Origin of the sequence: Neobacillus pocheonensis, from assembly GCF_050477905.1 — a bacterium.
GTDB classification, from domain to species: Bacteria; Bacillota; Bacilli; order Bacillales; family Cytobacillaceae; genus Neobacillus; species Neobacillus pocheonensis_A.
Genome location: NZ_JBCNAD010000106.1, coordinates 1 through 11582, shown reverse-complemented (window position 1 = coordinate 11582; position 11582 = coordinate 1). Strand labels below are relative to the sequence as shown.

Below are 11582 nucleotides of genomic sequence, written 5' to 3'. Positions count from 1 at the left end.
CGCTTCGGCCGCGCGGCAGCTGCCACCCGTATCCGGCTGGCAGCTGCGAAATTTCTTGGAATAGCTCTCTCCCCCGATGCATATTAAATCATTAAATGACTAAATATTAAATGATTTACTAGGCGAAACCATAGAGGAAAGGACGTTGTGACATGAGGCAAGAGGGAAGAGGAGGCAAGACCAAGAACGGCACGGATCGGAGCAAACGTACCAATGCAGTATTACCGAAACTGACGGATGACTCCATATTCAAATTGAAACGTTTGGCGCTTGCTTGTGGCCAGTTTCATACGCATTTGGCCGAAGATATTCTTGAAATGGCACTTAACCATCCGGATATCATTAATTATTTTCAAGATAAATATAAAGCCAAGGAACGGATTTTGCCGGTTCGTAAGGATGGTAATGTTGAATATTGTTAAATACTTTTTTTCCAGCCGAAATACCTGGACAAGCCTTTCCCGATTTTTTTATATGCTTTAAAACATTGGGAACACAATCCATAACGCTCATTCCATATTTCGCGTGAGCTGTTTACTCTACAACCACATTCCCGGCAGTTTTTAGCCGGTAACTGATGCCGCGGCGTTGCTTCGGCTCTATTTTTTATGGCCATTGTCATCGACCTCCATGCTTGTTTTAATTCTAGTTTTGCCATGTTTTGAATCTCGTAAACCTGTCTATTTCCGATTGGCCAAGTTCGGAATTAATAGAGTTTCTATCACTTTGTTGTAGTATGCATCATACAACACCCGGATTTTTCATTCTCTCACGGACAGAAATGCCATTTTAAGGCGTTGTAGGTATTTGTCGAATGGTTTTATACCGCCTAACTGTTAAAAACGAAAATTAAACGCTTACAATCGATAAAATCATTGGGGAAGTTCAAAGAGGGCGGCAAAACCCGCCAATTCATGTCGAAAGATGGAAGTTCCATGCAAGCAAATTCGATGGGGAGGGCCGGTTCGATTCGCAGGTAGGCTCTGCAGGGGGCGCTCTGCTCCAGGTGTTTCCACCGGACACATCCGATGCTTTTTCGAATCCGTCTGTATAGCCAACCATTCCGAACCTATACGTGCAAGGTGGCTTATCTCTTTCGAGAACGCCATCCCGGCAAGCGGGCAGCCTTGCACTCCAAGAACCGGCATGGTTAAACGTGGCTAAGACGGCTTCGAAAAACGGATGTTCTGCCCTTTGAAAACTTTATACGCATCGCGCTTGCCTGCACAGGCAGCTATGCTCATCAAACCGGCAAAGGCAATCCGCTCATCGCCGCTCGGGCTAGAACGACAAGCGAATCCGGATATTCGATTAAGGCCAAAAGGCCATACCCCCAAGGAGGTTGATCCCGAATGAAAATCATGTTCTCGAAAGAAGCAAAGAAACGGATCGGCAAAGCGGTGGCACAAATGAAGGCGCGCCAAAATCGTATTGTGAAGCCGCAGCTGCCCAAGTTAATTAATCACTGGAAGCATGTTTCGAAGGACGGTACGAGCTGGACGCATGTTTATGTTTTTGCCTCTAGTGACCCGGACGAAGTTGCCGAAATCATGACGAACGCTCACTACGAGCTTAACGCCAGTCATTCCCGGTTTCCGGGAGACACATTCTCCCATGCAGCAATATTCTTCGCCGCTGGCCCGGATCGTGTTTTTGTTACAAAACGTGCCGGTTACGATGTGTAAAAGGCAGGCTGGAGGGGGCCACACGGCCCCTGAAACTTCAATTCGATTTGGAGGAATGAGCGATGAATATGAGATTCTTTATGAACATCAAGCGCGACGAAGATTTCCAGTTTATTTACTTGCATGATCCAAATAGACACGCTGAAACGTCTGAAAGCATCATGCTTTACCATGAATTTCAAGGCTATTCATGGGATGCACCAAAGACAGACATCATCGAAATCAGCCGCGAACAGTACAATAAGCTTTCTGAACTGATTGATAACAATGAGGATGCCTATTGGGATCTGGCAGACAAAATCATGCAGAGCGAAACGCGCGATTAAACATCGAGGCAAGAGCTTCCCAAGTACAGAAAGGTGAATTCTTGGCCAGCGCTAGGAGGAGGGGGCCAGTTGGCGCTCTCTCCTGCAGAAGACGAGAGGATGAATGATGGATATGAAACAAACATGGGAAATGACGAAAAAGGAAATCCTGGCTTTTAGCGAAACGGTTGACGAAATGCCGCGCCTGGCGTGTAAGGATTATACGTATCGAGGCAAAGGGGAGCTGTTCGAGCTGGATGGCCATTATTATTACGAACTGGACGGCGTAATTACGCATACGATTAAGGCCAGCGCTCACCGGTGGATGATCGATGATGCCATGTTAACCGGTAAGCCGGTACCGAATGAAGTGAAGAAGGATTACATCGGGATGATTTTCGATAAAAACCTGGACTATCTCTGGCCCGAGCTGTTAAAGACTGCTGCATAATTCTTGGATCCGGAAAGGAGAGAAGCCCTATGTCTGCTGCAGAACAATTAAGCATTGATTTTGTATACTTGCTGGACAACAAACAAATTAAACCGAGCTTCGCTTTTGAGGATGGTATTAAGCACTACGTAAAAGCCGGTTGTTACGTGGAATGGACGGATGAGAACACAGGGGAGCCGCACCGGGGAACGGTAATCCGGACATTTTCGGAATTTTGGAACGGATCCGGTAGAGGACCGATATGGCTTAAAAAGGCGCAAGTTGTTCGCAAAGGGGAGAAGCATACCTTATTCATTTCCAAGCTGAAACGATTGGACAATGAAGTATACCCGCAATCCAGTAATGGCGTGACGCTAGATCTTAATCGTTCGACGCGCAAACTTACGATACGCTTTGATGAGCAGCCATCGGCGGCCGTTATTGCACGCTTGGAGGCAAAAAAGTTCCGGAGAAAAACAGCGGATTGGTTATGGATCGCAAACCACAAGCCGGACCGGGAACAGCTGGCGCACCGCTTGATGGTGCAAAATATTAAGGCAACCGATCCCCAAATAAGGAAGATCGAAATGCTTTTAAAAGAACGGGACGCAGAGAACTTAGCTTATGGCTTAAAGGGGTTTGTCGTGAATGATACAGGGCAGCTGCTTATTGAGCGCCACCAACTGCATAACCAAAAGATCATGCTGCCGTATCTCATCATGGATGAATGGGGATGCATGGAAAACGAAAGGAAAAACAAGGAAATTGAATACGCAATGCTGATGCCCTTTGACATATCCGACATCGAGCGAAACATGAAGGAGCGTGAGGAACAAGAACGGATCGAGTTGCAAAATATTTATGCTTCCGATAAGTGGAAACACTTTGTGGCCGAGATGCGGCAAGCCTCTTATTGGGTGGATCAAGAAATTATGTACTATTGGGATCCGGAATTGCTGCAGGTCGCGATGCAGGATGATGATGATTTGAAGTATTTTTACAGCTATATGTGTCCCGCTGATTACAGTGTGCTTACGCAGCGAGATGATGGCAAACTTGTCGTCGAGCTGAGTACGGAACAATACACTTATTCGTTTATTGCCGAGCATCGCCCGGATGGAGAATATCGAAAGAACTTTAAATGCAGGCCGGGGACATTTGAGGCAGTAGAATTTATAGGCTATAAAGAATTAAATACCAACTCCCCGCTCGAACCGCAAAAGTAAAAAAGCCCCCAAAGCCTAAAAGGCTCATAAGGGCTTTTTATTTTGCGGTCGGTCATATCATTCGATCTCGGCTTCCATTTTTTCGTGACAGTCACCGCAAATGATATTGACTTCCTTGGTTGATCGGACAGACATATTACATACAGGGCAAATCCACTTGATAGAGTTATGGCGCTTCTCTTTATCCTTTTTCTCCTTTTCTTCTTCTTCCTCTTCATCGTCGGAAGGCATCATGTCGTAAGTATCTCTAGCAATCTTAAAGACATCCCGATTAATAGGGTATGTATCTATAGTTATTTTGGCCTGATCCGTTAGTACTGCATTATACCAGCCGTTCCGTTTATCGGGTTTATCATCTCGGTAATAAAAACCTCGCCGCAAGCATTCTTCCTTGAATCGCTTGTTATGATATGTATTGCCGCGCGAAGTATCCTGGATCCCGTTAACGGTACAATACAAGTGAACCATTTCGTGCAATAACGTGGTCATCGTTTCATAAAATTCGATATTCAAAAACTCTGCAGATATATTGATCTCGTATTTCTTCATCGATCCGCTGCGATCACGCCAAATCGGCTTGACTGTACACCAACCCATAAATTTTCGCTTACCGCTGGATTGGATGGTTATGGCCGGTTCCGGCAGCTGGTCGCCAAAATACGTATTATTAAGGCAACGGAAAGCTACATGCAGCTCATCGGTTACAAGTTTTATATTGGATATAGGCCATACACCCCCGATTTCTCTATAAAATGATTATATAATTTTGAATATGCATATTCAATTTTGAAAATGCATATTCAAAAAATGGTGACAACAATTAGGTAATTCGACCTAAATTGAGCTTTTTTTCCTATTCGTTTATGAATTTTCCTATTTTTCGACTTCCCACTAGAAAGTCAATGTGCTATATTGATAGTGTTGAATCTTTTCTGTTTGCAGATACCATACCTTGACAACCAAATAAAAAAGTCACCGTTTCAGGCGGCTAGAGTTTCCTAGGCTCTAAGCTGCTCCATCCGATCTCGAACATCGGTTGAAACAGGCGCTAAAAACAATGACTCTTTTAAATAGGTGTATTGTGATGATTTATAGATCACGTATACCCTTATATTATCATACGGAACGCTACTAGACAAGCCGTTTTGTATGCTTTTATAGGTAAAGAATCATTGGTTTTTCAGGATATTTCAGGATATTTTTCTAGCCATGAAACCCAAGCCCTGGTTCCCCGTTCGCAAGATCGGAGAATCAGGGCTTTTTTGGTTGTTAAAATCAGCCGGACTCGGGCCATCCGGTGCAAAGAAAGGATCCGTACATACTCCCTGGCCGCTAAAACCGAATAAAGGCTGTCCAGTCCTCACCCACCATTTTTGAAAAAAAATGGGAACATAGAGGCTTATTTTTCTGTTGCCTTTTTTCGGTACTCCTATTTCATCGTCATTTACATCCAAATAACCTCATATCCCAGGCGCACCGGGCCGTTTCAGGTTTTAACAAAATTTGTTAAAAAACGGACTTCGGGGGGCTTAGTTTCCTATTGTCTTTTTCGAGAGTAGGTTTTCCAAGCCAGGGATGAGCGCGCGCAGCTCCGTGGTTTTGCATCAAAGTGACAGGATACCACGTTAATCCCCTGTTATCGTATATTAGGGAGCCTTACCCCAAGTATACGGTTATTTCCGGGTTGCTACGTTTCGGTCGTAGCCACTGGCGATCTAACCAATCGCTAAGTGAAGCCGGTTTTGCTTCCGTCTACCTTCTGTCGTGATGACAATTGCACGGGCGGGGGCATGTTGGGCGTGTTCAGGCACATAAAACGTTATAGTCCAACGTAAGGCAAAACGAAGTGTTATCCGACCGATGTGACTCCATCGAAGATAACGACCGTTCCGAAAAGTACGTGGTAAATTACCGTTAGAACCTTGCTGGAAACCGTTCAAGGAAGGTAAGACCACGGTTTGAGAAGCAGCTGTAAAATGTGGTGTTGGATTGGTCATAGGAACCGTAACCAATCCGGGGCGACAAGCCCTATGTGCAGCTGGCGCTCGGTAGAGCGCGTGGGTATGTTTTACCCCTTATCCCGATGGGCGGCCACCGATGCCGCCTTTGAATATTTTTTTTCAACTACATTCCGGGATAAGGTGAATTGCGCTCACGAAAGACAATACGAATCCCGCAGACCCAGCAATTCACCTTAAATGTAGGGGTGGGTGCGGGGAGGATGATTAAAATCTAAAGAAACGCGATAGCGTTTCATCCTTTATCCTGGCGCTGTGGATATTATCGGTGACAAAGCGTTGATTATCCACATAGCGATTGATATTTTTATAGATCCACACTATCCAATATCGCCTCGAATGAATGAAAATAAACACAGAAATGATGAATGAATAATTAAACCCGGAGGGTTAGGGATGTGGGTGTAGCCCCCCGGGAGGAGCTTGTAGAAGGAAATGCGCTCACGTAGAAGATTTAAGCGAAAACCGATTTAGTAATTAGTTGATGCTTTCTGTATGTAGCGGATCGGATCGATCTGTTAGTTCCCAGCTGTTGAACCGTTTGAACTGCAGCTGCGTATTGTTATGCTGGTATTTGTTTTCGAAGAAGGTTTGCAGTTATCACAACTTGGCAAGCCAATCATATCCTGGTTTCGTGCTAAAATTAAAAAGACCGTATCTTTGGTTGTACGGTCTTAGTTCACTCCGTTTTTCCGTAGGAATGTATACGGTCGGCAATCCGATCCTTAAATGATGCCGATTTCATTACATAGCCTGTGGATTTGGGCAGGATCAGAGTAATTTATATATATGCAATAATACTTTAAAGCTTTCCTACCAGATTCGAGCTGAAATCAGAGTTTGATTGATATCTCCATTGGGACGCTGCCGCGGAGCTGCTACTATCGTCCTTATCTCTTCTACCTCTATCCCGAATTGGATAAAAGACATTAGGGCCACCGCCGCTGGCTTGCTGGCGATCCCGGAACACCGCGGCCTTTTAGGTCGTGGATCAATGCTGATTATGACCGGCGCGTGCGTTAGTCGGTGAATGCCGGTGAGCTGCAGACTTCATTCCAGCGTTAGTATTAACTGCCTGTAAAACTCTGGTTTGGTTGTATTTATAAGCTAAGAGCCTTCTTCACATCATCAAATGGGAAAGGAATCGGGGACTGCATTTTTCGCATATATTCAAACAATTCATGCAGTTCTTTTCGCCCTTCCGGTGTCTTGGATGCTTCAATAGGCGTTTTTCCCTTCAATGCAGGAAGAGAGCGGTAAATCCACTCCTTATAATAGTTGTTAAGATGCGTGCTAATTTGTCCGCCTAATGGTTTCCTTGGATCCAGCGCAATCGGGTTGCCGAATCCCAATATAGGCTTCACGGTTGCTATATCTCCGGGAGCGGTCGGAGCGTTTGCAGGGACTCTTAATGTCACCTCATATTTATTGAGGAACAGCACGAGATTCGGGTCATCATGATACATCGCGATATAGACGAGTGCATGTGACAAGATTGTGCTCATCTGGCCAATGAGAGCCAAGTCCGAAGGTGAGTCCGGAATTGACTCAAGTGTATTGCTAGCCGTGTTAAAATAGAAGCGCTGATAGTTAATATACCATTGAGTATGGAATCTCTTATCAATGTATATCTCGCATTTTACTCGTTGGTCCTCGTCCTTAAAATAAACTTGACAGGAATCACCCACACCGGTTTCTGTAATGGTTAAAAGAATCGCGCCTTCCTCGAATGGAAGCCTAGAAATGCCAAGGGGCTTCATCAACCCAGCCGACCATCTTCCTAGTCCATCAACAGCGCTTTCACCCAATTTTATTGTAGTGATTTTGTTAAAGTCTACTCCTGTACTCTGCTTTTTAGACATTACAACTGGATCTCTCCTTTTAACTAATTCAGAATAGCCCTAAGTTTTGTCCGTTTATAATTCTGCTTGTCTCTCAATTCTATTTATTCCCTGTAAACTGTCTTTGTAAACCGCATCCGCACCGCCGTATGCCGTCCGAGCAGGTATCGTCGCGCTGTGCGCGCTAGAATTAAAGAATCTAAATAAAAATTCACGATTCCTTCCAACCTGGCCCCCCCTACTTTGTTTCATCAACCGTTATTGAGATAATTTGATGAGAATTTTAATTTCATCAATCGTTATTGAGATAATTTGATGAATTTTTGTTTTCACCAACTGGTTTTGATGTAAATTGATGAAATTAATTTGTATCTTAATTTTAATCAATTTACATCAATTTATAATAAGCTCCATGCTCTATCCGAATACAAGCGGTATTTTAGCCAGGCATATGTCTTTTTAGAATGGAGTGTTTTTATGTGCGGCGGCCGCGGCGCGCTTCGCATCCTGACGCGCTAGAGAGGCAGCCGTCTGCAGCTGGCCTCTGACCATCGATTCGGAAGCCGGTTGTCCGGCACTGGCGCTACGACTCCGAATGAACATCGAGCGCTGCAAATCATGACATTTTGAGTGAGCAGTAACGCGGTTCGGCAGTAGCCGCGGCGGCTGAGAAACAAATATGTACGGAGGGATAGGATCTTCACGATCTGCAATTAAAATAAAGAAGCACTCCCTATGTTGGGAGCGCTCATGATCTTGTTATTTTTGTGTCTCCTTTTTCAATCGCTGATCGAAATGCTCCTGCTGGTACTCTAATACGAATTTTTCCCTCTTAACAGCATCATCCTCTTTACGGAATAGCCCGGTTCTTACTAAACGTTCGCTTGGGGGCAACTTGGCCCACTTTTCTAGCGCCTCAATCTTCAAAGTGTTATTAATTCGATTCTGAGTCATCATATCAATCATGCGATTATCCCGGTCTTCGAGTCTTCTTGCCTCTTCGGCTTCAAGGCGCTTAGCTTCTTCTTCTGGTGTTATTCCCGTTGGTAGACTTTGAATTGATGCTGCCATTTGGGCCATTGCATTGTTAATTTCAGCAAGTTGTAGGGACAGCTCATGCTCCAACAATGCTCTAAATTCCTTGCTGAACATATCTTTCATATGTTCTATCGTTGCAAGTTGTGTAGCATCTGGACCTGCAATGAAATCTTCTGGAAATGGTCGAGTCTCAATGTTTTCGTGTAGAGTATTATAGATAGCGTCAAGACTCCATTTTTCATTTCGCTTCGCTTTTATGTAAAAAGCGATTTTTAGATCAAGCTCATCAAATACCCTATCACCGTCTTGCGCTCGTGTTACGTAATGAATGCGTTTATCCTCCATCTGATTGAACCAGTTGTTTACTGTCGTGTAATGAACCTTTATCTCACTTGCTAAGGCCGTAGCTTGCCAATATTGTTGATTCACTCTTAATATCTCTCCTTTTTCGAGGATGTTATTTTTTTATTTCACTTACATTTCATGTCTACCAATAGTCTCATGTCTATATATACAATAGGAGTTCAATAATTCAACTCCCTTCTATTATAGCACATCTATAGGACTTCTCCGTTTCATCTTTGCTTGTTGTATAATCCGGGAATATCATCATCTGAAAATAAAATCCTTATAAATAAAGGATTTCATGTCTATCACTATCTTCATGTCTTTCTCATCTATTGAATCTATTAAGTTTGGTATAATTATATTATAGTGCTAGTATAGTATTAATCAACGAGTATTTTATTTAAAAAAGAAGTAGTATGATATGGCGATTGACGTAAAAAGAGCATTTCATGTCTATCACTAATCACATGTCTAGCGCTAGAATAGCTTTAGTATAGCGATATTCCTGGGTGTTACTACATTTAACTCGTAGAAACTCATTTGTTTTGCAGTTGGGATTGCATGTTTTACAAATTGTAATGCATTTTTTTTCGATGTATTGCAATTGTTTTACTATTGTATTGCATAATGTTTTACATTTTTGTTGACATGTCTTGCAAAATGTTTTACAATAAGGATATAAGTTCTTAATTCTAGGAGGTAGAAATGAAATGGCGGCTAAAACAGTTGGTGCAGATCTGGGGAACGACTCTTTAAAGATTGCCTTTGGTGGAAATGCAACTTTCAGACTGAAAAACTCTGTTTCTCAGCGAATGATGGAGGAAATTAGAAAGGACCTTGGAATCGCAGATTTTGGTTTAAATGGTGATTTTGAAGAGCTGAATGATGATCAAAAAGGTAGGATCCTTAATGATTTGGATGTTGTGATACATAGTGACACTATTAACGGACGGTTCTTTGTCGGAGATTTGGCAAGCCGTAACGGGGAACAGGTGGTAGAGCCAGGAACACCGAAGGCCGACAACCCGAACATAATTATACCGCTCATTACTATGTTAGCACTGGACGTTGAGAGAGGAAAAAAAGAAGCCCATTTCAAACTGGCTTGTGGCTTGCCAATCACGGAGTTTACGAGCGATAGAGAGCGCTTTAGGAAGAAGCTTATTGGCGAGTATAACGTGAAGTTTCTTTCGCAGGCTCTAAAGGATCGGGAAGTTAAAATCATCATCGATGATGTGTTGATGATTCCAGAAGGTGTTGCTGTTGCTTTGAATCAAATTTTTGATGAAACAGGTAGGAAATTTAGAAATAAAGAGCTGCTTACTGGACAATGTGGAGTGATCGATATTGGTGCATTTACAACTGATATCCCAGTAGTGAGCAATGGAAAACCTGATAATGAGGCTTCAAGTGGTATTAATGAAGGAATTGCAAACTATTTGGACGCAATTGTTAATTTAATCAATGAGCAGCATGGTGTGAAAATGACTCGTTCACAACTTGTGGAGAAGCTTGAGGCTAATAGCTTGTCTTTCAGTATCAAGGGTACGCAGACAGATCTTAGTTCTTATGTTGACCAGCAGTTTAGTATTTTTGCTAAGAAGATCGTAAGTAAAGTGGATAATATTTGGGCAAATCACTTTGAAATTTCTCAGTTTTTTGTTGTCGGTGGTGGAGCAAAGGCTCTAAGAAAGCATCTTGATGAAGAAATGAAAAGACGTAAAATTTCGTTGTCATTTATAGATAATGAGGATCCTCAGATGCAAAATGCTCTAGGTTATTGGAAATATGCTAAACAGAAATTTGGTGCATAATTATGGGGAAAGCGATTTACGCGGCGGGGAAAACAGTAACATTTAGACTAAGAAAAACCGACCAAGGGCTTGCGGATTATCTGAACTCACTTGAAAGTCCGACTGATGCAATCATTGATGGAATCACATTGAAAATGAAATCTGATCCGAGTTTGGAAAGTAACGTAGCAGGGGGAGTGGGAGATGTTTCTTCTCTCATTCCCTTGCTGCAGAATGTAATCCAACAAAGTTTAGTCCAAAGCGATTCAACTCCCTTGGATCCAAGATCATTGTTGCCGATTATAGAAGAAGCAGTTAGAAAAGGGAATGAACCTATATTAGACCGCATAAACAAGCTTGAAGAGGCAATGAAGGGACTCTCCCTGCCTAACAATGGACCTTCAATTGATCAGTACACTGATGAATCGGCGGTGGCAAAGGAAACGGTACAAGTTCATGAGACTGAAACTAATCAGGATGAAGACGATCCAGATGTACTAGCTGCTATGGAAAAACTCGGGGAATGGTAGACCACCGCTTATGCGGTGGTTTTTTTTGTTTACGATCCAGCACAGCGGTAATGGCTATAGACATTGTTGAAAAACTTCGTCTCTGCAAACTGCGGGATCTGAACGGAAGAGCCGTTCATGCTAACGTTACAGTTGCGTCTTACCTTGATAGGCGAGGCTAGATGCCGGGATGATGGTACCCCCCTCTTTATTGAAGTTACAATAGTGCTGCTTTTTCGTTATAGAGTAGTAAATCGTTTAATCATTAAATGATTTAGCAACGAGAGGGGGGAGTAAGACCGGTACGCTGCGCTATCGGCCTTAGCCGGGATCGATGAAGCCCGCATACCGAGCAAGGAGAGAATTCTGCGGGAAGCAGACGGCCAGCC

At 43.2% G+C, this 11582-nt stretch carries 12 protein-coding genes; 7 read left to right on the top strand and 5 right to left on the bottom strand.

Going from position 1 to position 11582, the window contains the following annotated elements:
* Positions 1–152: 152 nt before the first annotated feature.
* Positions 153–422, top strand: coding sequence for a hypothetical protein (locus tag ABES02_RS29625; RefSeq protein WP_430141599.1), 270 nt, complete (start codon positions 153–155; stop codon positions 420–422).
* Positions 423–1160: 738 nt separating this feature from the next.
* Here the strand turns inward: ABES02_RS29625 and ABES02_RS29620 are convergent.
* Positions 1161–1337 (bottom strand): hypothetical protein, encoded by a 177-nt coding sequence (locus ABES02_RS29620; protein WP_430141598.1) that lies wholly within the window; start codon positions 1335–1337, stop codon positions 1161–1163.
* Positions 1338–1352: 15 nt separating this feature from the next.
* On the opposite strand from ABES02_RS29620, the gene ABES02_RS29615 reads away from it, so the two are divergent.
* The 4 genes from ABES02_RS29615 (at position 1353) to ABES02_RS29600 (ending at position 3646) form a co-directional block, all read left to right on the top strand.
* Positions 1353–1685, top strand: coding sequence for a hypothetical protein (locus tag ABES02_RS29615; RefSeq protein WP_430141596.1), 333 nt, complete (start codon positions 1353–1355; stop codon positions 1683–1685).
* Positions 1686–1747: 62 nt separating this feature from the next.
* Positions 1748–2011, top strand: coding sequence for a hypothetical protein (locus tag ABES02_RS29610; protein WP_430141594.1), 264 nt, complete (start codon positions 1748–1750; stop codon positions 2009–2011).
* Positions 2012–2117: 106 nt separating this feature from the next.
* Positions 2118–2441 carry a hypothetical protein gene (locus ABES02_RS29605; RefSeq protein WP_430141592.1) on the top strand — a complete coding sequence of 108 codons (324 nt, stop codon included), beginning with the start codon at positions 2118–2120 and terminating at the stop codon, positions 2439–2441.
* A gap of 29 nt (positions 2442–2470) precedes the next feature.
* Entirely contained in the window at positions 2471–3646 is a 1176-nt protein-coding gene (locus ABES02_RS29600; RefSeq protein WP_430141590.1) for a hypothetical protein, read from the top strand.
* A gap of 57 nt (positions 3647–3703) precedes the next feature.
* Here the strand turns inward: ABES02_RS29600 and ABES02_RS29595 are convergent, their stop codons facing one another.
* From ABES02_RS29595 to ABES02_RS29580, 4 genes are all read right to left on the bottom strand, one after another.
* Entirely contained in the window at positions 3704–4339 is a 636-nt protein-coding gene (locus tag ABES02_RS29595; RefSeq protein ID WP_430141601.1) for a SprT-like domain-containing protein, read from the bottom strand.
* A gap of 1022 nt (positions 4340–5361) precedes the next feature.
* Complete coding sequence (locus ABES02_RS29590) at positions 5362–5643, bottom strand: hypothetical protein (protein ID WP_430141588.1); 282 nt, start codon at positions 5641–5643, stop codon at positions 5362–5364.
* A 1121-nt stretch (positions 5644–6764) separates the two neighbouring features.
* Positions 6765–7526: a hypothetical protein gene (locus ABES02_RS29585; RefSeq protein WP_430141585.1), complete on the bottom strand. Its 762-nt coding sequence runs from the start codon at positions 7524–7526 to the stop codon at positions 6765–6767.
* 738 nt (positions 7527–8264) lie between these two features.
* Positions 8265–8972, bottom strand: a complete 708-nt coding sequence (locus ABES02_RS29580) for a hypothetical protein (protein WP_430141582.1) — start codon at positions 8970–8972, stop codon at positions 8265–8267.
* Between the two features lie 629 nt (positions 8973–9601).
* On the opposite strand from ABES02_RS29580, the gene ABES02_RS29575 reads away from it, so the two are divergent.
* Positions 9602–10705 carry a hypothetical protein gene (locus ABES02_RS29575; protein ID WP_430141580.1) on the top strand — a complete coding sequence of 368 codons (1104 nt, stop codon included), beginning with the start codon at positions 9602–9604 and terminating at the stop codon, positions 10703–10705.
* A gap of 2 nt (positions 10706–10707) precedes the next feature.
* Positions 10708–11214 carry a hypothetical protein gene (locus ABES02_RS29570; RefSeq protein WP_430141578.1) on the top strand — a complete coding sequence of 169 codons (507 nt, stop codon included), beginning with the start codon at positions 10708–10710 and terminating at the stop codon, positions 11212–11214.
* Positions 11215–11582: the final 368 nt, after the last annotated feature.

Bases quoted from the DNA above. Each gene is read 5' to 3' on its own strand.
- ABES02_RS29625 (WP_430141599.1), top strand. From the start codon at position 153: ATGAGGCAAGAGGGAAGAGGAGGCAAGACCAAGAACGGCACGGATCGG.
- ABES02_RS29615 (WP_430141596.1), top strand. From the start codon at position 1,353: ATGAAAATCATGTTCTCGAAAGAAGCAAAGAAACGGATCGGCAAAGCG.
- ABES02_RS29610 (WP_430141594.1), top strand. From the start codon at position 1,748: ATGAATATGAGATTCTTTATGAACATCAAGCGCGACGAAGATTTCCAG.
- ABES02_RS29605 (WP_430141592.1), top strand. From the start codon at position 2,118: ATGGATATGAAACAAACATGGGAAATGACGAAAAAGGAAATCCTGGCT.
- ABES02_RS29600 (WP_430141590.1), top strand. From the start codon at position 2,471: ATGTCTGCTGCAGAACAATTAAGCATTGATTTTGTATACTTGCTGGAC.
- ABES02_RS29590 (WP_430141588.1), bottom strand. From the start codon at position 5,643: ATGACCAATCCAACACCACATTTTACAGCTGCTTCTCAAACCGTGGTC.
- ABES02_RS29585 (WP_430141585.1), bottom strand. From the start codon at position 7,526: ATGTCTAAAAAGCAGAGTACAGGAGTAGACTTTAACAAAATCACTACA.
- ABES02_RS29575 (WP_430141580.1), top strand. From the start codon at position 9,602: ATGGCGGCTAAAACAGTTGGTGCAGATCTGGGGAACGACTCTTTAAAG.
- ABES02_RS29570 (WP_430141578.1), top strand. From the start codon at position 10,708: ATGGGGAAAGCGATTTACGCGGCGGGGAAAACAGTAACATTTAGACTA.